The 22,885-nt window shown below is 41.0% G+C and carries 17 protein-coding genes; 8 read left to right on the top strand and 9 right to left on the bottom strand.

What is annotated here, in order from left to right; translation table 11 throughout:
- Positions 1-35: 35 nt before the first annotated feature.
- Positions 36-683: an Ezrin/radixin/moesin family protein gene (locus ACO1XM_RS12010; protein WP_486229219.1), complete on the top strand. Its 648-nt coding sequence runs from the start codon at positions 36-38 to the stop codon at positions 681-683.
- Between the two features lie 98 nt (positions 684-781).
- Complete coding sequence (recJ, locus tag ACO1XM_RS12005) at positions 782-2,485, top strand: single-stranded-DNA-specific exonuclease RecJ (RefSeq protein ID WP_486229217.1); 1,704 nt, start codon at positions 782-784, stop codon at positions 2,483-2,485.
- Between the two features lie 2 nt (positions 2,486-2,487).
- Here recJ and ACO1XM_RS12000 read toward each other — a convergent pair whose 3' ends face one another.
- The 8 genes from ACO1XM_RS12000 to ACO1XM_RS11965 all read right to left on the bottom strand — a co-directional run bounded on the left by ACO1XM_RS12000 (position 2,488) and on the right by ACO1XM_RS11965 (position 11,697).
- Positions 2,488-4,899, bottom strand: a complete 2,412-nt coding sequence (locus ACO1XM_RS12000) for an ABC transporter permease (RefSeq protein ID WP_486229214.1) — start codon at positions 4,897-4,899, stop codon at positions 2,488-2,490.
- A 131-nt stretch (positions 4,900-5,030) separates the two neighbouring features.
- Entirely contained in the window at positions 5,031-5,927 is an 897-nt protein-coding gene (locus ACO1XM_RS11995; protein WP_486229212.1) for a pirin family protein, read from the bottom strand.
- 140 nt (positions 5,928-6,067) lie between these two features.
- Entirely contained in the window at positions 6,068-6,673 is a 606-nt protein-coding gene (locus ACO1XM_RS11990; RefSeq protein ID WP_486229210.1) for an alpha-ketoglutarate-dependent dioxygenase AlkB family protein, read from the bottom strand.
- Between the two features lie 38 nt (positions 6,674-6,711).
- Positions 6,712-7,926, bottom strand: coding sequence for an ABC transporter permease (locus ACO1XM_RS11985; protein ID WP_486229208.1), 1,215 nt, complete (start codon positions 7,924-7,926; stop codon positions 6,712-6,714).
- A 93-nt stretch (positions 7,927-8,019) separates the two neighbouring features.
- Entirely contained in the window at positions 8,020-8,526 is a 507-nt protein-coding gene (locus ACO1XM_RS11980) for a DinB family protein (protein WP_486229206.1), read from the bottom strand.
- A gap of 69 nt (positions 8,527-8,595) precedes the next feature.
- Entirely contained in the window at positions 8,596-10,203 is a 1,608-nt protein-coding gene (locus tag ACO1XM_RS11975; protein ID WP_486229204.1) for a GMC family oxidoreductase, read from the bottom strand.
- Positions 10,204-10,279: 76 nt separating this feature from the next.
- Positions 10,280-10,870 (bottom strand): hypothetical protein, encoded by a 591-nt coding sequence (locus ACO1XM_RS11970; RefSeq protein ID WP_486229202.1) that lies wholly within the window; start codon positions 10,868-10,870, stop codon positions 10,280-10,282.
- A gap of 35 nt (positions 10,871-10,905) precedes the next feature.
- Complete coding sequence (locus ACO1XM_RS11965) at positions 10,906-11,697, bottom strand: hypothetical protein (RefSeq protein ID WP_486229200.1); 792 nt, start codon at positions 11,695-11,697, stop codon at positions 10,906-10,908.
- A 62-nt stretch (positions 11,698-11,759) separates the two neighbouring features.
- Here ACO1XM_RS11965 and ACO1XM_RS11960 point away from each other — a divergent pair, with 62 nt between their 5' ends.
- The 4 genes from ACO1XM_RS11960 to ACO1XM_RS11945 all read left to right on the top strand — a co-directional run bounded on the left by ACO1XM_RS11960 (position 11,760) and on the right by ACO1XM_RS11945 (position 17,305).
- Positions 11,760-12,707: a pyridoxal-phosphate dependent enzyme gene (locus tag ACO1XM_RS11960; protein WP_486229198.1), complete on the top strand. Its 948-nt coding sequence runs from the start codon at positions 11,760-11,762 to the stop codon at positions 12,705-12,707.
- A gap of 3 nt (positions 12,708-12,710) precedes the next feature.
- A complete protein-coding gene (lysA, locus tag ACO1XM_RS11955; protein ID WP_486229196.1) occupies positions 12,711-13,934 on the top strand; it encodes a diaminopimelate decarboxylase in 1,224 nt (407 codons plus the stop codon).
- A 147-nt stretch (positions 13,935-14,081) separates the two neighbouring features.
- Complete coding sequence (locus ACO1XM_RS11950) at positions 14,082-16,916, top strand: alpha/beta hydrolase family protein (protein WP_486229194.1); 2,835 nt, start codon at positions 14,082-14,084, stop codon at positions 16,914-16,916.
- Positions 16,913-17,305 (top strand): VOC family protein, encoded by a 393-nt coding sequence (locus ACO1XM_RS11945; protein ID WP_486229192.1) that lies wholly within the window; start codon positions 16,913-16,915, stop codon positions 17,303-17,305. The genes ACO1XM_RS11950 and ACO1XM_RS11945 overlap by 4 nt, the downstream gene beginning before the upstream one ends.
- A gap of 1 nt (position 17,306) precedes the next feature.
- Here the strand turns inward: ACO1XM_RS11945 and ACO1XM_RS11940 are convergent, their stop codons facing one another.
- Positions 17,307-17,564, bottom strand: coding sequence for a hypothetical protein (locus ACO1XM_RS11940; RefSeq protein ID WP_486229190.1), 258 nt, complete (start codon positions 17,562-17,564; stop codon positions 17,307-17,309).
- Positions 17,565-17,684: 120 nt separating this feature from the next.
- On the opposite strand from ACO1XM_RS11940, the gene recG reads away from it, so the two are divergent.
- Positions 17,685-19,778 carry an ATP-dependent DNA helicase RecG gene (recG, locus tag ACO1XM_RS11935; protein ID WP_486229187.1) on the top strand — a complete coding sequence of 698 codons (2,094 nt, stop codon included), beginning with the start codon at positions 17,685-17,687 and terminating at the stop codon, positions 19,776-19,778.
- A gap of 125 nt (positions 19,779-19,903) precedes the next feature.
- Complete coding sequence (locus tag ACO1XM_RS11930) at positions 19,904-22,837, top strand: TonB-dependent receptor (RefSeq protein WP_486229185.1); 2,934 nt, start codon at positions 19,904-19,906, stop codon at positions 22,835-22,837.
- Positions 22,838-22,885: the final 48 nt, after the last annotated feature.

Below are 22,885 nucleotides of genomic sequence, written 5' to 3'. Positions count from 1 at the left end.
TTTGTACTTTTATTACTGATTAAACCAAACGCACAATGAAAAACAGACTAGTATTATTTTTTTGTCTGGCGTTAATGGCGGCCTCCACAGCCAGCTTCGCGCAACTATCCAAGAAGGAAAAGAAGGAGTGGAAAAAGAAAGCCAAAGAATACGCTAAGAATCCCGAGGTTCTTAAAACCCTTACTGAAGACAAGCAGGTTGCTGACAATTCGGTAGGTGATTTAACTAACCAGGTAAAAGCTCTTCAGGGTCAGTTGGCTCCGAAAGATGCCAGAATAACAGAATTGGAAGATGAGCTATCACGCGCAAACAGCCAGCTTTCTGCAACACGTGCAGAATTGGCTCAAATGAAATCTTCTCCGGCCGCTCCAGCACCTATGGACTTCTCTAAAGGAGTTGTGTTCAAGGTTCAGATCGGGGCTTTCAAAAACAAAGATTTATCAAAATACTTTGAGAACAATCCGAATTTTGGTGGTGAAGCCGCTAAAGGTGAGGCAGATCCTCAGAAATTAACCATTGGTGTTTTCCGCGATTATTGGGAAGCTGATACTTTTAAGAAATACATGCGCGAAATGGGTGTGAAAGATGCCTGGATCGTTCCTTACAGAGACGGTCAGCGTGTTGAAATTAAAGATGTACTTGAAGGCGTGACAGTAGATAAGCCTGCCGAAACCACTAATTAACAAGCTACTTAACAAAAGAAATGGCGGTGTCACAAAATGACACCGCTATTTTTTTATACTTGCAGCTACATTGCTTGTTCTGCACCTAAATACCTGTCATGCAAAAACGCTGGATTAAAAAAGCTACACCTTCTGAAGATCAGGTAAAAGCCTTAAGCCAGACGCTTAACATCAATCCGCTTTTAGCAAGTATTCTTATCCAAAGAGGCGTTGATACATTTGAGAAGGCCAAAGCATTTTTCAGACCGACACTAGACGACCTTCATCATCCATTCCTTATGCAGGACATGGATAAAGCTGTTGAGCGTTTGCATAAAGCCATCAGAGCGAACGAAAAAATTCTAATCTATGGTGACTATGATGTTGATGGCACCACTGCTGTTGCTTTGGTTTTTAGTTATCTCTTTAGCTTTTATAAACATTGCGAATATTATGTGCCTGATCGCTACAGTGAAGGCTATGGTGTTTCACAGGCTGGTGTTGAATACGCTGCCGCCAATGGCATTACACTTATCATCACCCTCGATTGTGGTATTAAAGCCTCTGATAAAGTAACATTGGCCGACTCTCATGGTATCGATTTTATTATCTGCGATCACCACTTGCCTGATGCTAATATTCCTAATGCGGTTGCTGTATTAGATCCTAAACGCGAAGATTGTACTTACCCTTACACAGAGCTAAGCGGTTGTGGTCTTGGTTTTAAGTTTATACAAGCCTACGCACAAAAGCACAGAGATGAAGAAGAGGTCTTTCAATACCTCGACATGGTTGCTGTAAGTATTGCTTCAGATATTGTACCAATTACCGGAGAGAATCGTGTACTTACTGTTTTTGGCTTAAAGAAACTGAACGAAAACCCTTCTCCAGGATTAAAAGCTTTAAAAGAAATTGCAGCCATTCGTAATGATCTTGATGTTTCAGGCATTGTGTTCACCATTGGGCCTCGCATCAATGCTGCAGGCCGTATTGCACATGCCAACGGTGCTGTTAAACTACTCATTGCTTCCACAGAACAAGAAGCGCTTGATCTCGCCTTTGCAATCAATGAAAAAAATGATCAGCGCAGGGTTGTAGACCTTGATATCACTGGCGAGGCATTAGCCATGATTGAAGCGGATGAAAAAATCAAAAATGCAAACTCAACTGTTTTATATAAAAGCACGTGGAGCAAAGGTGTCATAGGTATTGTGGCTTCGCGTTGTATTGAGAAATATTACAGACCCACCATTATTCTTACAGAATCGAATGATAAAATAACCGGCTCCGCCAGAAGTGTACATGGTTTTGATTTATATGAAGCCATAGAGGCCTGCAGTGATTTGCTGGATAAGTTTGGAGGGCACCGTCATGCGGCAGGATTGACGTTAGATCATCAAAATTTAGATGCTTTTATTGATCGTTTCGAAGAAGTGGTTACTGCGCGAATGACGGACGAAATGAAAAGCCCGGTGATTGATATTGATGCCGAGATTCAGCTCGATACCATCACACCCAAATTTTTAAACATCTTGAAACAAATGGCTCCCTTCGGACCCGAGAATCTGAATCCGGTTTTTGCAGCGCATGATTTACAGATCGCACATTCGCTTTCTGCTTTTAAGGATCGGCATATTCGTTTTTTTGTAAAACAGGAGCATGCCAATAATGCACTGGCTGTTGTTGGTTTTGATATGATTAAACATTACGAGAGTCTTGTCAGTGGTAAACCCTTTAGCATGGCTTTTACCATTGAAGAGAATGTCTTCAATGGTAACACCAGTATTCAATTAAAAATTAAAGATGTGCTACTGAACGATTAGTGCTACTCCTGCCTTAGTGAACTTACAGGATTGGCAATGGCAGCGCGAATTGTTTGTGTACTCACAATGACTAAGGTTAACAAGAGTGCAGTGGCTGATGTGTAGATAAACACAAGTGGACTCAACTCCATTCTATAAGCAAAACCTTGTAACCATCCTTGCGCAAGGTACCATACGATAGGGGCAGCTAAAACATTAGCAAGTAACACCAGTATTAAAAACTCCTTCGAAAGCATATTCGCAATGTTGATCACATCGGCACCCAACACCTTCCTGATGCCTATTTCTTTGGTACGTGTTACTACCATAAACGAAACAAGTCCTAACAGACCAATAGTAGCGATAATGAGTGTAATCGTTGAAAACATACCCAGGACTTTAGCCAGACGCTGCTCAGCCTGATACTGCTTCTCAAAGCTTTCATCCAAAAAGAAGTAGTTAAAATCGTAGCCATCAAATTTGGTCTTCCACAGATTTGCAGTGGCTTCAATTACCTGTTGTGTTTCGTTGGTCTGATAACGCACTGCAAAAAGATAGCTGTATTCCGGTGCATAGTCCATGGTGACTGGTCTAACTTTATATTGAAGGCCAGATTGATGATAATCTTTTACCACGCCAATTACTTCTCCTTCGGGAGTGCCTGAAGGTGATGTTATTTTTTTGCCGATGGCTTGCTCAGGTGTTTCCCAGCCAAATTGTTTTACAGCTGTCTCATTCAGTATTAGACCATTTGCCAACTCCTGGGTGCGACTCTTATCGAAGTTTCGTCCTGAAATTAATTCAAGACCAAGCGCGCTGATGTATTTCTCATCAATGGCCATGTACTCGACACTTACAGTTTCATCGCCATCCTTTCCTTCGGGGTAAGCAATTTGCCCAACCCAGCCTGGGGTGCCCGGTAATGCATTGGTGTAGCTGACTGCGCTGACAAAGGCCAATTTTTCTAATTCGGTTTTAAGTGCTTCAAAAGCATTGGGTTCGCTTGCATTAACTCTTGCACTGTTAATCACCAGCACCTGATCTTTCGAAAAGCCGAGTGATTGCGCTTGCATAAAATTAAGTTGCTTAATTACTACAAAAGTACCTGTTAATAGTGCCACCGAAATCACAAATTGAAATACAACTAAACTTCTTCTCAGTTGCGCGCCCTGCTTGTTGTTCTGTAGTTTGCCTTTAAGAATAGTCGCAGGTTTCATACCCGACATAACAATGGCCGGGTAATAACCTGCCAACACAGTAATCAGTAATAAAAGGAGTGCTATACCTGAGGCAATATCTATGTTTAACAACGAGTTAAGACTATACGATTTGGCCAGTAGTGAATTAAACAAAGGCATAAATATGCCCAGCAAACCAAGCGCAATAAATAAGGCAAGAGCAGTCAGCACAAAAGATTCGCTTAAAAACTGGGCGATAAGACCACCCCGTGTAGACCCAACTACTTTTCTCAAACCAACTTCTTTTGCACGGTACACAGAACGTGCCGTAGCCAGATTAACAAAATTGATACATGCCAATAGCATAACAAAAGCAGCAATGCCCATCAGCATGTACACTCTTTTGATGCTTCCTAAGGTACCCATACCATTACCCGCTTCACTTCTAAGATAGATGTCCTGCATGGGTTCAAATTCTACATACGCTGTTGTGCCCCAGCTCTTCATCATATCACCCACACGGTCCATGTAAATATTTTTAGCCTTTGCAAAAAAGGCTTGTTCATCAACACCATCTTTTAACAATACATAGTTTCTCATGTTGATGTTACCCCAGCCCTCATCAAAAGAAAATGATTCCAGTTTTTGATAGGTCGCAAATGAAATGAGCATGTCAGCCTTAATATGTGAGTTGCCTGGAATATTCTCCATAACACCTGTTACCACAAATTGCAGGGTATCCGCCATCATCAGGGTCTTATTCAAGGCTTGTCCATCAGGAAAATATTTCTCCTGCATAGCCCTTGAAATAACAACGCTGTACGGATCAGCCAGTGCAGATTCGCTATTGCCTGCTATCAGCGGAAAAGAAAAAAGTTGAAAGAACTCTGGCGTAGCATAATGGAGTGACTGGCGAATACGCTTGTCGTTAAAATTAATGGTTAAGTAAGAAGCACTTCTTGTATACAGTACAGCTTCCACTTCAGGGAATTCCTTTTCTAAAATTTTACCCACCGGCCATCCGTTGGTTTCATTGGCTGAACCCTCGGTAGCTCCCGGATCATAAAAGCTTGTGTTAACGCGATAGATTCTATCTCCCTTTACATGAAAATTGTCGTACGAAAGTTCGTCCACGACAAAAAGCATGATGAAAATACCTGCCATTAAACCAAGCGATAAGCCAACAAGGTTTATGGTGGCATAGGCTTTGTGCTTAAATAAATTACGAAGGGCGATTTTAAAATAGTTGCTAAGCATTGGAGGTGTTTTGCTAATACTATTGAAAAATTATGCCAATCAAAAATCAGTGATTTTGAGACTCTGGTGCCATTTTTATCAATGCATACTGGCTGATTATGAACAAGATTGTTCGTGAGCGGACACCCAACTTACTGCTTTTGTTTTAAGTTTGAAATCTGCTCAGGCAAGGGTACAAACTCTGTTTCACCGGGTACAGGCACAAAGCGTTGATTAAGCCAGCGCTCCTTTGCTTCTTCAATTTTCTCTTTGCTGGTGGCTACGAAGTTCCAATAGATAAAACGTTCCTCCGGAAAAGCTTCACCTCCAAAAATATACAGCGTAGTATTAGCACTGATGTCAAACTCACAAAGTGTACTGTCTTTACTCACCAAAATATGTTTGGGCTCGTAGACATGTCCTTCGCTTTCTATACTGCCCTCTAAAATGTAAAGGGCTGATTCCCCATACAATTGTTTACCAATAGAGATACGTTGCGCTGTGGTGCTTTTTATTTCAATAAAATAGAGCGGACTATAAACTGGCACGGGTGATTTTCTGCCAAAGGCTTCACCTGCAATCAGCTTATAGGCTACACCTTGCTCCTGCCAGGAAGGAATGTCTTGTTCGTCTACATGATGGAACGCAGGATGCATATTCTCTAAATGGTTCGGAAGTGCTACCCAAATTTGCAAGCCATGAACCTTCTTCTCTTTTCCACGCAAATGCTGGGGTGTTCTTTCAGAATGCACAATACCATTCCCCGCTGTCATCCAGTTTACCTGACCCGGATTTATTTCTACTTCTGTACCCAAACTGTCTTTGTGCATGATGCTGCCCTCAAATAAAAAGGTTAGTGTAGATAAGCCTATGTGTGGATGTGGGGGTACATCCATGTTTTCATCTACGCTTAAGGTTGCCGGTCCCATGTGATCGATAAAGGCGAAAGGTCCTACCATTCTTTTCTCACGAAAGGGCAGCAGCCTACCCACCATAAAGTTGCCAATGTTACGGGGGCGTTCCTCAATAATTAAACTGATGTTCGACATACATTTTCTTTTACGAATACAATATCGTTTTGTTAAGCTTCCATATTCATCCTCTCCTTTGGAGAGGACTGGAGGTGAGGCCAATAAAAAAGGCTTAACTAAATGACATTGTTTTACGAATGTACAAAACGCCTGGCTTATTATTGACCTACAATTGTTCTGAAGGTGAGGTTAATACGCGGACGCTTTACTTTGGTAGTAGGTGGCAGACGATGTAACCAGTAGTCCTGCGTTGTGCCTTTCATAATCAGTAAACTGCCATGCTCTAATATGAGTGAAACTGTTTGCGCAGTTTCTTTGTGTTTAAAGGCAAATTTTCGTTCTGCTCCAAAACTAAAGGAGGCGATGGCGCCATGTTTTTTTAAAGTTTTCTCGCCATCACTATGCCAGGCCATACCCTCCTCACCGGTATGATAAAGATTAAGTAAACAGGAGTTATACGTTTCTCCCGAAAGCTTTTCTGCTAATGTCTTTAATGTTTGTAGTTCGGCTGTCCAGGGTAAGGCTTCTTTTGTTGTATTAGAGTAAGAATAGGAAAAGGGTTTGTCACCATACCAGGCTACCTTTCTTTTAGTAATATAGTGTTTGCCGTAGATAACAGCTTCGTCATTTCGCCATTCGATGTTGTTGAGTAGACTATTAAAAAAAACCAGTGCTTCTGCCTCACTCATGATTTTTCCATAATAGTTTACCTCACCATCTTGTGGAAGCAAATTGATAGTTGTATCTGAACTGAAGAGATTCATTTATATTTTAATGCAACAACAAACTTTTTTATTTTTGTTTACTCTCTTCTTATAGCCTCCACCGGATCGAGTCGTGAAGCACGGATAGCCGGGTACGTGCCAAAGATAATACCTACCAACAAGGCTATTACACCAATAACCACCATTGTATTAAGTGTATAGGCTGCCTGAAAAGGCATTTCGGTAATTGCTCTCACTATTGGAACAAAAGCCATCGTACCCAATACGCCTAAGGTCAGGCCAATTAAACTACCAAAAGCAGAAACCGTAACTGACTCTGACAAAAACTGCAACATGATGTCAGTACGGTTAGCACCTACTGCTTTTCTTATACCAATTTCTACTGTTCTTTCTGTCACAGAAATCAACAATACATTCATCACACCGATACCACCCACCAGCACGGAGATACCGACAATCATACCCATGATAATTCTGAATAGTAAAAAGCCCTGAGCAGCCTGTTTTACACGCATTTCGTTTGTAAAAATTGAGAAGTCCTCTTGGTAAGAAGGATATTTACTCTTGAGAAAGAGTACAATCTCATCTTTAAGTTCAGGAACATTCTCAACACTTTCGGCTTCAATGATCAGCTCTGGTGTAATGCTTCGCAGCTCTTCCTGCGTAAGCAACGTAATAGGTATAATAATGTAAGGAGTATCTGCTTTGTCATTGGCTAATATGCCCTGAATAATAAATGTTCTATCTCCTATGATAATGGCTTGTCCTATGAGTGTTTGTGTATCCTTTGTTGGCCAGGCTTGCTTGGCAAATATTTCGTTGATCAAAACTACGTTTCTTTTGTTTTCCAAGTCTTCTGGTGCAAACAAAGTTCCCGCTACAGTTTTGGCATTGGGAGCAACATTAACACCAGTGGCCAAAATGTTGGTTCCAATAGTGCTGTCTCCAATAACAATTTCGTCAACAGAAGATCGTCTCAAATATAAATTGGCAGGATGGCTTAATTGCAGCTTGAATATATCTGTTGGCTGCAGCGTGGCAAAGCTGTCTTTTCTTATGCGTATACCATTAACTCGTTTATGCGCGTCACTGCGAACTATAATTGCTTTTAAGGAGGTGGTTTGTGTAATTTCTTTATTGGCGTAATCTTCCATACCATCAATAAGTGAAAGAATTGCTACCAGGGAAGCTACACCAATAACAATACCCAACACAGATAGCAGTGTATGGAAAAAGTGCGAACGAATGTTTTGAATAGCGAGTAAGAAAGAGCTGCTAACCTTTTTAAGCATAGGTTTTTTTTTAACGAAAGACTATTGTGCTAATGTTTTGTTACAGTCAAGCCCTAAAATAAGCAATACCTATTCCGCCTTATGAATCCATTACTAATCCGATTGCTTGTGCTGCAACAAAATCAATTGACCCAGGTGATAGCTCTGATGATTAGTACGGTTAATCAATACATTCAATTTATTACGATGAGGTTCTTTAGCAAAAACATCTTCACTTACTGATGTGTGTTTCAGAAACCATGCGTCTGGTTCCATCTTACTAAAATGTAAGGCAAGTGTTTCATTCACCTGTCTCCAATATTTTTTCAGCGTATCTAAGGATGGAAAGTCATGACCAGATTTATCAGGTGTTCGGATAAACATAGGTTCCCATTCAGGATGTAGGCGATCACTGAATTCAAATAGGGATAGCATGTAATCATTGACTGCTGCCAGATGACCTAAAATATAGATACCGCGGTTTTTACCCGGTGCTATTTCGTTCATCCATTGCTCATCCGTAAGGCTATCTACCAATTTATCCATTTGTTTCACCTGAGCATCCCAGGCGCTGATGGCCATTTTTACAAAAAGTGCAGGGCTTACATGTGCTGTTGTCATTATGCTGTTTTTTAGTTCTATCTACAAAGGATTTTAGTTAGCTAATGGTTCCCGTTGTCAAAATTAAAATCAATGTGCGCTTATAATCATCTCTGCTGCTTTCTCGGCAATCATGATTACAGGTGCGTTTGTATTACCACTGCTGATGATTGGCATGACTGAGGCATCGACCACCCGCAAATTTTCCATACCAATTACTTTAAGTTGAGGGTCGACTACGGCTAATTCGTCAACACCCATTTTGCATGTGCCTACCGGATGGTACACACATTCAGCACTGCGTTGTATGTGTTCTAATAATTCATCATCCGAATTACCCTTTGCTGGAACGTGGTTACGAATTCTGTAGGTATCAAAAGCACTTTGCTCCAAGGTTTCAAGCGCATGTCTTGCGGCCTTCACCATAATCTCCCTGTCTTTTTCACTGCTTAAGTATTTTGGATCAATAAGCGGTGCAGCATGAGGATCCGCAGAAGCGAGTGACACCTGTCCACGGCTTTCTGGTCTTACCTGCGTGGGTAAAATTGTATAGCCATTCTCATGTGGAAATGTATCGAGATTAAAAATATCGTAATTATAATTATCTCCAGGTTGTGTTGGAGTAAACTGAAACTGAATATCAGGTCTTGTTTGTGCTGCATCTGATTTCAGAAAAGCTACAGCCTCCAAGGGGCCTATAGACAAAGGACCGCTTCCGGAAATAAAGTATTTACCCAAGGCTACAGCCCGCATGTGTAAGGGTACATAATGATTATTGGTTTTAACATTACTCAAACTACTGATGGCATAGAATAAATGGTCATGCAAATTTTTACCAACACCTTCCAATTCATATTGCAACGCTATTCCATGCTTTTGTAATTCATCTTTAGCACCTATGCCTGACAGCATTAATATCTTGGGCGACTCAAAAGCACCCGCTGTTACAATTACTTCATGCTTTGCTCGGGCTGTTAGTGTACTGCTACTCTTCGTCATGAAATCAACACCAATAACACGCTTGTGCTGCAATACCAGTTTTTTACAGACAGCCCCTGTTACAATTGTAAGGTTGCTGCGTTTCATTACCGGGTGCAGGAAAGCCTTCGCTGTGCTTTGTCGCTTCGATTGCTTCATCGTGTACTGTAACCATCCTGCGCCTTCTTGTGTGCCACCGTTAATATCCTGATTAAGTGATAATCCTTTCTCAACGCAGGCTTGTATAAAAGCCTCTCCCACTTTTGTATGGTACCAGGTGGCTTGTGTTACATTCAGTAAGCCGCCTTTATTATGATATTCGTTTTCGTATTGTTCATTATGCTCTGATTTTTTAAAGTATGGTAACACCTCCTGATAAGACCAACCCTCGCAACCTAGTGCGGCCCAAGTATCGTAATCTTCGCGTTGCCCTCTTACATAAGCCATGGCATTGGTTGAACTTGATCCACCCAATACCTTACCACGCGGATGATAAATTTTTCTGTTTTGTAAAAAGGGTTGTGGTGTGGTGTAGTAGCAATTCCAATCTACCTTACTGTGATGCAACATGGAGTAACCTCCCGGAATATGAATAAAAGGATGGGAATCCTTTCCCCCTGCTTCCAACAGCAAAACACTTGTATTCGGATTTTCCGAAAGACGGTTTGCCAGCACGCATCCGGCAGAACCCGCCCCAATAATAATGTAATCGTAGATCATAAAAGAATGTATGACCTAAGGTAGAAGTTTTACTAATAAAAAGGGAGCCGAAGCTCCCTTTAGATAATTAGTTTTTTCATTGCACCATCTTCGCAATTTTATCTACCGGAATGGTGTTCGCCCACTTTAAAATTTCAGTCTCGTTGCTCTTATCTGCATACAAAGTCAGCAGTGTAGAATTCATCGGAATTTGTAAGGTGTAGTTTTCTCGATTCGTTTCGCTGTCCACATTCTTCTGCAGTATGCTTTTGTAGCCTCCTATCTTCACTACTTTTTGTGTGCCATCCCCTGAATTACCCATAAAAGGAATAGCCAGAATTGCATTTAATGAAGCAACTAATGGAGAGTTACTCATAATTTCGATTCTCGCCTCTTTTTCCTGTGTACCATAATCGCGGTGGATTAAACAACCCGCTAGACCTGTATTGGCTGTTACATTATCATTCTTAGTGTTCGCATTCAGCGCATCCATTTTAGTCGGCAATATGGTCAGTACTTCTTTGCCAATTTGTATGTCAAGTTCCGTCATCAATTGTTGCATGGCAAAGCGTGAGGCTTCCAGGTTACCTTTAGCATATTCTGCTTTTGCTGTAGCCAGGTGTGTATCAAATTGTGCAAATGCAGTAGTAGCACTCACTAAAAATATAAGGGTGAATAATTTTTTCATGATTGTCTCTTTCAGCTGTGTTTATTTCTATACGCTTATTGTTCGCCAAGTTTATTTTTAATGGCATCAATATCAAAGGCCTCAGCTGCCTTCGTTATTTCTTGTTCGTTGGCAAAGTTTACCCCTTCCCAAACAATGATGGAGGACTGGCCAATACCAACACTTATTTTATAGCCACTTGACTCGCTGTATTCAATTACGCCTCTGTAACCCTTTACTTTAATTTGCTTGAATTGTTGTTCACCACCTGTTGTCTGACCATAACCGGCATTCGACATATACATATTGTAGGAGGCCATCCAGGCTGAATTATTAGCCACGGTTACCGTAAGTTGTTTATCATCCTTTAAATATTCTCTGTGTATCGTCAGACCCACCCAACCATATCCAGTGCTGGTCACCTGATCTGCACTTTCTTCTTTGGGCAAATTCGCAACTGACTCTGGAAAGGATTTTAAGATATCGTTACCAATTTCCATTTCCACACCCAGCATGGCCTGCTGCACTGCGTAGCGTGCCTCTCCATAGCTTTTGGTTTTATAGGCTGATTCTGCATCGCTTAAGTTCTGGTTAACATCAGGGGGTGTACTGGTGAGTCCGCCACCACCTTTATTGCTTGGGTTATTACCGGTATTTGTAGGACTAGTGCTTCCATTATTCCCCGTTCCACCGGTATTGTTGGAGCCTTGCTTTCCACTTAGTTTCTTATCTATGGCCCTGTCGGCTGCCTGTTCTGCTTTTTGTTTAAGCTTGTTGAGCACCGCCTGACCGTTCGATTGGAAGGCAAACACGCTCACAAAAATAATAATAATGAGGGGCTGTTTCATTTTATTGGATTTGGATTGTTATTTGAGTTCGAATTTACTAATTCCCATTAAAATAGAGAGACATGATTCATGTTGAAGATATTGTTCAGGCGCACTTGCGCATAAAACCATTTATCCATCGTACGCCAATTCTCACGTCAGAACGCATTAACCAGCAAACGGGTTGCCAGCTTTTTTTTAAATGCGAGAATTTTCAAAAAGTGGGAGCTTTTAAGGCGAGAGGTGCGATGAATGCAGCCCTGCAGGTGCCTCCTAATTTGCTGGGCAACGGTCTGGCTACCCACTCCTCTGGCAATCATGCTGCTGCTTTGGCGCGTGCAGCCTCTATTGTTGGCACGGAAGCCTTTATTGTAATGCCTAAAACAGCACCTGTCATCAAGAAAAAAGCTGTACTTGGTTATGGCGGAAAAATTTTTGAGTGTGAACCCACTTTAGCTGCACGCGAAGAAACATTGCGTGAAGTTGTGTTGAAAACAAAAGCAACAGAGATTCATCCCTTCAACAATGAGCATGTGATAACCGGTCAGGCGACAGTGGCCAAAGAATTATTAGAGGATATTCCTAAGCTGGATGCGCTGATTGCACCTGTTGGCGGTGGTGGATTACTTAGCGGCACTTTATTGGCAACTCACTATCTTTCACCCACTACCTTTGTTTATGCGGGTGAACCCGAGGGTGCTGATGATACTTTTCGCTCACTCAAATCAGGAAAAATAGAGAGCTCTCAGGCCAATACGATTGCTGATGGTTTATTGACCTCGTTGGGCGATAAGACTTTCCCCATTATTAAGCAACACATAAAAGAAGTGCTGGTCGTAAACGATACAGAAATTATCGAGGCCATGCGTATGATTTGGGAAACCATGAAAATTATTATAGAACCCTCTTGCGCTGTACCTTTTGCGGCACTCATAAAAAATAAAGATAAGTTTGCAGGAAAACGGGTGGGTATCATCTTGTCTGGAGGAAATGTAGATTTGGAAAAAGTTTTAAAATTATTTGCTGCTTAAGTCATGTTAATAGAAAACGGTAGTTATACCATTCAGGGTATTTCAGTAGAAGAGATTGCTAAACAATTTGGCACACCATTGTATGTGTATGATGCCTCCACCATTGTTAAACAAATTAAAACATTACGGTCAGCCTTCTCTGGTGCTGACCTGCGCATTAAATATGCAGCCAAGGCCCTTACCAATGTTAATATTTTGCGGGTAATGAAACAGCAAGGCATTGGGGTTGATGTTGTTTCTGTAAATGAAGCCCGGCTTGCCATGCACGCTGGCTTTACACCTGCTGAAATTATGTTCACTCCAAGTGGTGTTGACTTTGAGGAAATAAAGGAGGCCGTTGAGCTTGGTTTTTCTATTAACCTGGACAGCCTGCCAGCATTAAAAAAATTCGGCCAAACCTATGGAAATTCGAAGGCATGTGCCATTCGGATTAATCCTGGTGTAATGGCAGGAGGAAATTATAAAATTTCAACGGGTCACATTCATTCAAAATTTGGTATTTCGATTCAGCAGTTGCCACAAATTCTTGCGCTTGTTAAGGAATATAATATTCACATCAACGGATTGCATGTACATACAGGTAGCGAAGTAGTTGATGTTGATGTGTTCTTAAAAGTAGCCGATATTCTTTTCAATACGGCCATGCATTTTAAAGCCCTCGACTTTATTGATTTCGGTGGTGGTTTTAAGGTGGCTTATAAAGAAGGCGATAAAATCACAGACATTGCTGCTTTAGGCAAAGCCATTACAGAGGCGCTTAACAATTTTTCCAAAACATATGGAAAGCCTTTACAAGCCTGGATAGAACCAGGAAAGTTTTTGGTTAGTGAGGCAGGTGTACTCTTGGTGAAAAGTACTGTGGTGAAAGAAACACCTAATCTTACTTTTGTTGGTGTAAACAGTGGCTTGAATCACCTGATCCGACCCATGATGTATGATGCCTACCATCATGTCAGCAATGTTTCCAATCCACAAGCTGTTACTAAACAATACAACGTGGTAGGCTACATCTGTGAGACGGATACGCTGGCCGCTGAACGCATGTTGAACGAAGTTCGTGAAGATGATATTCTGGCAATACACAATGCGGGCGCCTATGGCTACTCCATGGCTTCTAACTACAATGCTCGATTCAAACCGGCAGAGGTGTTGGTTGAAGATGGAAAAGCCAGGTTGATTCGTAAACAGGAAAGCCTTGAGGATTTATTGAGAGGCCAGGTTCTCTAATCTATTTCTACAACTTTATACAAACGGTCTTTTCCTATTCAGGATAAAGACTGACTTTTATTATTCCGATAATGGCACGTTCTGTTTTGGTGAAAAAAGATGACGTGTTACATTCATTTGATTCTTTTAAGTAAAAACTATCATTACATGAAAAAAATCATTCCCCTTGTACTCCTGCTTACATTTACGGCAAGCTTCAGCTTCGCGCAAAAAAAGAACAGCTCTCCTCTTGTTAAAAAACCATTAACACCTGATGTTTATGATGGTTGGAAAGATATCAATTACAGAGGACTAAGCCCCGATGGAAATTACGCAGCACTCTTAATTAATCCTCAGGATGGGGATGGTCGAGCTGTTTTCTATAACCTTAATAATTTCAAAGAAGATTCTGTACAACGTGCGGCTGATTTAACGCTTACTTTCGATAGTAAGCAGGCTGTTTTCAAAATCAAGCCCCAGAAAGAAAAGGTGAAAGAATTACGCAGACAAAAAAAGAAGAAGGATGATCTTCCTAAAGACTCACTGGGCATTTTTACTTTCAGCAACAGATCAGTTGAAAAAATAGCAGATGTAAAATCTTTTAAAGTGCCTGAGAAGGCCGGCAACTGGCTTGCCTATATGCTGGAAGCTAAGAAAGAGGAAAAGAAAGCTGCCGATAAAACTGATACCACCAAGAAGAAGGAAAGCGTAAAGCCAGTTAAAAAAGCTAAAAAAAATAGCGATGATAATGGCTACACCCTGGTGCTTAGGAAGTTGAGCGACAAACAAGAGGTGACATTTTCTTATGTGAAGGATTATGCCTTTGCCAAGTTTGGTCAGGGAATAATGTTTACAACAACAGGTAATGACAGCACACAAAAACCAGGTGTGTATTGGTACGATTTACAGAAATCGTCATTACAGCAAATTCATGAAGGCCATAAGAAATTTAAATACAAAGGCCTCAGTATTAGTGAAGATGGAAATCAGTTAGCTTTTTTACTTGATAGCGACACCACTAAGGCCTTATTGCGTCAATTCACCTTATACCATTGGCAAACTACACAAGACAAGGCACAAGCACTGCTAAGCTCCCAAACGCCCGGTGTTCCTGCTGACTGGTTGTTGAGTGAGCATTACACGCCACTGTTTTCACAAAACAGCAAGACACTTTTTGTTGGTCTTGCACCTAAACCTCTATTGCCCGACACAACCAGATTAGACGAAGAAATTATAAAAGTAGATGTTTGGAATTGGCGCGACAGTGTTTTACAAACACAACAGGCCAGGCAATTAGAAAATGACAAGAAACGCAGCTACCTCGCTGCCTATGATTTGCAAAGCAAGTTACTAAAGCCTTTAAGTAACGAGCGAATTTCCAATATTACATTAACTGATGAGGGTAACGCTAAGTATGCTTTAGCCGTTAGTGACAAGCCCTATCGCTGGAGTAACTTTTATGACATCAACACGCAACAAGATGCCTATGTTGTAAATGTTCAATCCGGAGAAAAGAAACTGATAAGCAAAGCTTTGAAAGGAGATACTTTCATTTCTCCAAAGGGAAATTATATCTACTGGTACAGCCAAACTGATACAGCCTGGTTCTCTTATGCCATCAACAATTCCCAAATCCACAGCCTTACAAAATCACTGCCTGTAGACTTTGCTGATGAGGAAGATGATCATCCGGATTATCCTTCTGCGTATGGAAGGCTCGGTTGGACAGAACAAGACCAGCAATTATTAGTTTACGATCGTTACGACATCTGGTCACTTGATCCTGAAAACAAACGTGCTGCCATAAATCTTACCAAGGTAGGTCGCAACCAAAAAATTGTGTTTAGGTACATCCGATTAGACCCCGAGGAAAAGTTTATTAAAGCGGATGCGCTAATCCTGCTCTCTGCTTTTAATGAGGTGACAAAAGCTACAGCCTTTTATAGTTTAAATCTGAAGACAAACGAACTCAAAAAATTATTATCCGGTGATTATCGGTATGCTGGTGCCGTTAAGGCGCTGCAAAGCGATAGGATTTTATTTACACGCGAATCGTTTACTGAGTTTCCTGATGTTTGGGTAAGCAATCTTTCTTTTCAATCTCCAAAGAAATTAACTAATGCTAATCCACAGATGAAAAATTATAAGTGGGGAAGCGTTGACTTGGTGAAGTTTACTTCATTGGATAATATTCCGCTGGAAGGCTTGCTTTACAAACCTGAAAATTTTGATCCTAGCAAGAAGTATCCGATGCTGGTGTATTTCTATGAAAAGAGTAGTGAACAATTGTACAGTCATTTCAAGCCACAACCTGCCTGGTCCATCATACAACGCACCATGTGTGTAAGTAACGATTACCTGGTGTTTATTCCGGATATTGTTTACAAAATCGGTTTGCCTGGCGAGAGTGCCTACAACAGCATTATGCCTGGTGTTACCAGCATGATTGCAAAAGGTTTTGTCGATGAAAAAAACATTGGCATACAAGGTCAAAGCTGGGGTGGTTACCAAACTGCGTATTTAATTACACGCACAAATTTATTTAAAGCAGCCGGAGCAGGTGCGGCTGTAGTTAACATGACAAGTGCTTATGGAGGTATTCGCTGGGGCAGTGGGTTAAGTCGCATGTTTCAATATGAACAATCACAAAGTCGTATAGGTGGTACTCTGTGGGAAAAGCCTCTTTATTACCTCGAGAATTCACCATTGTTTACTGCTGATAAAATTCAGACACCTGTGTTGATTATGCAAAACGATAAGGATGACGCAGTGCCCTGGTACCAAGGGATAGAGTTTTACATGGCCCTGCGCAGGTTACAAAAGCCTGTTTGGATGCTGGTGTACAATGACGAACTGCACAACCTTCAACAAAGACAAAACAGAAAAGACTACGACATTCGCTTGATGCAATTCTTCGATTACTATTTAAAAGGGGCTCCAGAACCCATTTGGATGAAGGAAGGAATTAAGGCTACTGAAAAAGGTATTACCACAGGCTTTTGATTTCGTTTAAACAGATAAAAGAAACCTGTATTTATACACAGGATTTAGAGGCGGCCAGGCTTTTTTATTGTGAAAAGCTTGGCTTGCCTCTGATTAGTTATTTACCTGACAAACATTTGTTTTTAAGAGTAGGTAATTCAGTCTTACTTTGTTTCAATCCGCAGGACTCGCAGTTAAAAAAATCTCCCCCCGGTCATTATGCGCAAGGCAAAATTCATTTTGCATTTGAAGTCGATCCGGTGGATTACGAACAAACAAAACTGGAAATAATTAAAAAGGGAATATCCATTACTGATGAAGTAACATGGAAGAATGGTCAGCAATCTTTCTATTTTGAAGATCCGGCAGGAAATGTGCTCGAAGTTGTGCCTGTAGGCATTTGGGATTAGCCTAAAACTTATTCACCAGTAATTGTTCAATGGGCTGGCTTTGTGACCTGACTTCTTCGTTTATTTTAGGCATCCTCAAAGAGGTGTACCATTTTTCGTAATGGCTATACTGCAAACAAGGACCAACTATTTTGTCATCAATAAGTATTTTGATGTAATCTGCTTCTTTATAATGAGATAACAGTTGTTGTTGCTCTTGTGGCAAGTCCTTTACCTCTACGTACTCTATTTCTCTAAAATATTTTGCTTTAACCATCATACTTCACTTGCCCTCCTTTATTACAAATCCTTTACCTAAGTAACCCACAATTCTGGTTTAAAACCCCGAACAATGTTAATTTTCCAGGCAAATTACAATTAACATACGCAGCGTGGGGCTATGGCGGATTTTTTTAGCACTTCAATTGAATATTTAAAGGGCGTGGGGCCGCAGCGCGCTGCATTACTCAACAAAGAATTAAGTGTTTTTACTTATGCCGACCTTTTACAGCACTATCCATTTCGCTACGAAGATCGCACCAAATTTTATAAGATCAACGAAATAGTTGATGAAATGCCCTATGTACAGCTCAGGGGCATTGTAAAGAGTAAAGAACTTGTTGGCAATGGCTTTAAAAAACGACTCTCGGCTCATTTTGAGGATGACAGCGGTAGCCTTGAATTAGTCTGGTTTCAAGGTATCAACTGGGCCATGGAGAGGTTAAAAATCAATACCGAATACATTGTCTTTGGCAAGCCTGCCCGTTTTGGCAGCAAATTCTCTATTGCACATCCTGAGTTCGATATTTTTACAGAAACAACTACCCGCACACAAACCTTACGGCCCGTTTACCCGCTAACAGAAAAACTTAAAAGTAAACATCTCGACAATAAGGTAATCTCAAGATTACAACAGGAAATATTGACCGGTGGAAAAGATCACATTCGTGAAACCCTTCCTGTTGATTTACTACAGAAACATGCACTTGTTGGAAAACGAGAGGCACTCATTAATATCCATTTTCCCAAAAATCATGAAAGCTTAAGCAAAGCGCAACAGCGCATCAAGTTTGAAGAGCTTTTTTATGTACAACTTAAGCTGCTACGTCTAAAACATGTCAGAAAGGTTTCGTACAAAGGCCAGGTGTTTAGCGACTCTTCTTTATTGACTGAGTTTTACAAAAATCATTTGCCTTTTGATTTAACCGATGCGCAAAAGCGAGTGATTAAGGAAATTTATGCCGACATGAAAACTGGCAGACAGATGAATCGCCTGTTACAGGGAGACGTAGGCAGCGGCAAAACCATCGTAGGATTCATTTGCATGTTATTGGCCATTGGTTCAGATGCGCAGTGTGCTTTAATGGCTCCAACAGAAATTTTAGCACAACAACATTTTACCGGACTGCAGCGCTATGCCGTTAAAATGAATCTGAGTATTGAAATACTTACCGGATCAACAAAAAAATCCGACAGAAAAGTAATTCATGAGAAGTTGCTTTCGGGTGAGTTAAAAATTTTAGTAGGAACGCATGCTTTGCTGGAAGATGTGGTGCAGTTCAAAAATTTGGGTTTGGCTGTTATTGATGAACAACATCGTTTTGGTGTGGCACAACGCTCAAAACTTTGGAAAAAAAATGAGGCGGTAATGCCACACGTACTGGTGATGACTGCTACGCCCATTCCCCGCACGCTGGCCATGACGCTATATGGCGACCTTGATATTTCGGTTATTGATCAATTGCCAGCAGGGCGTAAACCGATTAAAACTGTTCATCGTTTTGACTCACATCGTTTACAGGTAAATCAGTTTCTACGAGACCAGATCGCTTTAGGAAGACAGGTGTATGTAGTTTACCCGCTTATTGAAGAGTCGGAAAAACTAGATCTCAAACATGTAATGGATGGCTATGAAAGTATGGCACGCGCTTTTCCTGATGTGGCCCTGAGCATTGTACACGGACAAATGAAGGCAGCCGATAAGGAATACGAGATGCAACGCTTTAAAAAAGGTGAAACTAAAATTATGGTGGCCACTACTGTAATAGAAGTTGGCGTTGATGTTCCTAATGCCTCGGTAATGGTTATAGAAAATGCCGAACGCTTTGGCCTGTCACAGCTTCATCAGTTAAGAGGACGTGTGGGGCGCGGAGCCGAACAATCGTTTTGTATTTTAATGAGCAATTATAAACTAAGCCAGGATTCAAAAGTGCGCATCAATACCATGGTACAAACCAACAATGGCTTCGAAATTGCAGAGACCGATTTGAAACTTCGGGGTCCCGGTGATCTTACTGGCACTCAGCAGAGTGGTGTACTTGATCTTTTATTGGCAGATTTATCTAAAGACCAAATACTATTGCAGCAAGCGAGAGAATCGGCCATTAGTATTCTGGAAAGTGATCCAAACCTGGAAAAAATGGAAAACGCCTGCATAAAAAACCAGGTTGTTTCAGCTAAAAAGTCTGGTTTAAGCTGGAGCAAGATCAGCTAAGACTTTAACATTTATTAACCTGATTAACTACCAGTTGTCCTGCTTTTTCACCCCGCATGGATTTGCCTCAACTATCTAAAACCCAAACACTTATTTCGCGGTTCAATATGCAGAAACCTACTTACATGAAAACGCTTTTAACTCTTACACTTGCTGTGCTCTCATTTTTTAGCATGGCTCAAACTCCCCAAAGTCCTGGTGGCGGCTCAAGAAATTCCGCAGCGATCGCCATGGAGGGCAATGGAAAAATCTCAGGCACTGTATTAGATGCCGATAGCAATGCTCCTGTGGAGTTTGCAACAATTGCCCTGCACGATGCGACCACGAATAAGGTGGTTAACGGTACCGTTGCCGATGCTAAAGGGAAGTTTACCATTACTAAAGTGGAAGATGGCACCTATAATGTTGTAATCTCTTTTATTGGTTACGAAACACAAACCATTAATGATTTAAAGGTTGCTGGTAAAGACAACGACCTCAATGTGGGCATTATTAAACTAGGTACCGGCTCGAAGGTGCTCAATGAAGTGGTGGTTGAAGGTAAGAAAGACCTTATAGAGGAACGCGTTGACAGAACCATTTACAATGCTGAAAATGATGCTACCACTAAAGGAGGAGATGCTACAGATGTTTTAAAGCGCGTGCCTATGTTATCCGTTGATTTAGATGGCAATGTTAGCTTACGTGGAAGCAGCAACATTATGGTGCTGATTAACAATAAACCATCAACGATTATGGCCAGCTCTATTGCTGATGCCTTAAAGCAAATTCCGGCAGACCAGATTAAAACAGTTGAAGTGATTACATCTCCCTCTGCCAAGTATGATGCAGAGGGTTCTGGTGGTATAATCAACATCGTTACTAAAAAGAACACATTGGAAGGGCTAACGCTGAATGTTGATGCTGGTGTGGGTTATAGAGGATCTAACCTGGGCCTTAATGGAAATTACCGTAAAAAGAATATGGGTTTTTCTCTAGGTGGTTGGGGTCGTGCCAATTATAACGTTAATGGTAACTTTGAAAACACTCAACTTATATCTGGTACAGAGGAAAGACAAACTATTCAACGGGGTGACAATAAAAGCGATGGAATTTTCGGAAACTACTCACTGGGTTGGGATTATGACATCAACAAACAGAATACCTTAGCTGCTTCTGTACGATATGGTATTCGTAATAACAATAGTTATCAGGATAACCTTGAGCGAATCACCACCATTGATGGTGTAGCACAGCCCTTAAGTTTAAGTAACAATAAAACATTAGGCGGATCTGGTACAGTAGATGCTAATCTTACCTACACACATTATTTCGAAAAACCGCAGCAAGAGCTTAGCTTCTTAACTTCCTATAGTCGCAACGATAGAAACAATGATTTCTTCACAACTAACTTCGACAATGCTAACACCCTCCTCAATCAATTGAAAAATGAAAACGATGGTGTGAACGAAGAGTTTACTATCCAGGCTGATTTTCAAACACCCATTGGTACAACGCAGATTTTTGAAACTGGTATCAAGCAAATCAAAAGAACTGTTACTAGTAATTTCATCACCTCCTCAGATTTAAATGCGGATGGTGTGTATGAATCTGTTTCTTCAAACTCTAATCAGCTCAATTACAATCAAGATGTGAGCTCTGCTTATGCATCTTATACATATGCTGCAAAAAACGGATATAGCCTTAAAGGAGGTGTGCGTTACGAATACACTACTATCAATGCTTTCACAAGAACTGAAAGCAATATTGATATTCCGGAATACAGTGTTGTTGTTCCCAGTATTAACGCATCCAAAAAGTTAAAAAATGGCAATACCGTAAAACTCTCTTATAACAGAAGGATACAACGGCCATCAATTCAGTTTTTAAATCCAAACAAACAACAAAATAACAACTCACTCAACCAAACTATTGGTAACCCGGTCCTTGACCCGGAGTTTACAGATAACTATGAGGTAGGCTATACTACACAATTAAAAGGCGTTTCTCTAAACTTCACAGGTTTTTACAGGAACTCTAATAATTCAATTCAAAGTCTAAGAACATTTTCTGGAGATACCATTATTACCCGCTATGCCAATATCGGTAAAGAAGAGGCGTATGGATCAAGTCTTTTTGCCAATGTCACCGTAGGTAAGTTAACCCTTAGTGGCGGTGGTGATGTGTACTATGCTGTACTAGACAATAATGTGCCTAATCCTGACGACAGGGCTAGCAATGAAGGTTGGGTTTATAGCGGCCGTGTCTTTGGCGGTTATTCTTTTGAAAAAGGCTGGGGCTTACAATTCTTTGGTTTTTACAGAGGGAAGCGTGTTCAATTGCAAGGTGAACAAGGCGGTTTTGGTTTCTATAGTCTGGCTGTTCGCAAAGACTTTAAAAACAAAAAAGGAAGCTTTGGTTTTGGTTTAGAAAATTTCCTGGCTGAGTCCATTACTATTCGTAATGAAACAGTGACGAATACAATTCGTCAAAGTGGTTTTACCACACAAAACAATCTTGGTTTCAGATTTAACATCAGTTACCGAATCGGTAAAATGGGCTTCGATAACCAGCCTCGCAGAAGACGCTCAATCAATAATGACGACATGAAAGATGGTGGTGATGGCGGTGGTGATATGGGCAATATGGGTGGAGGACAACAAGGAGGTAACACCGGTGGAGCACAACGTGGTGGCGGTATGCCAGCAGGTGCCAGACCAGCGGCTGCTACGCCAAGTGCCACAACACCAGCGGCTGATCCAACTGCTGTTGTAAAAGCTGATGGCAAATGGACTTACACACTAGAAACACCACAAGGTGCCAGCAATGGAACATTAACCATTGTTAAAGATGGTGAGACCTACAAAGGAACGATTGTAAGTACACGCAATCCTAAAGAAACTGCACTTACATCTGTAGTTGTAAAAGGCAATGAGTTAACAGTTACTTATGATGTTTCCTTCGGAGGCAATACGGCTAACATTCAGATGAAAGGAATTATCACTGGTGATGAAATGGCTGGTAACATTGTTATGGGTCAGTTTGGCTCTTTCCCAATGAAAGCGAAAAGAGGCGAGTAATTTCAGTAATCACCTCTCAATAAAAAACCCTGGTGAAATTCTCACCAG

Source organism: Chryseotalea sp. (assembly GCF_057350905.1).
This window is presented reverse-complemented; position numbering and strand designations above follow the sequence as displayed.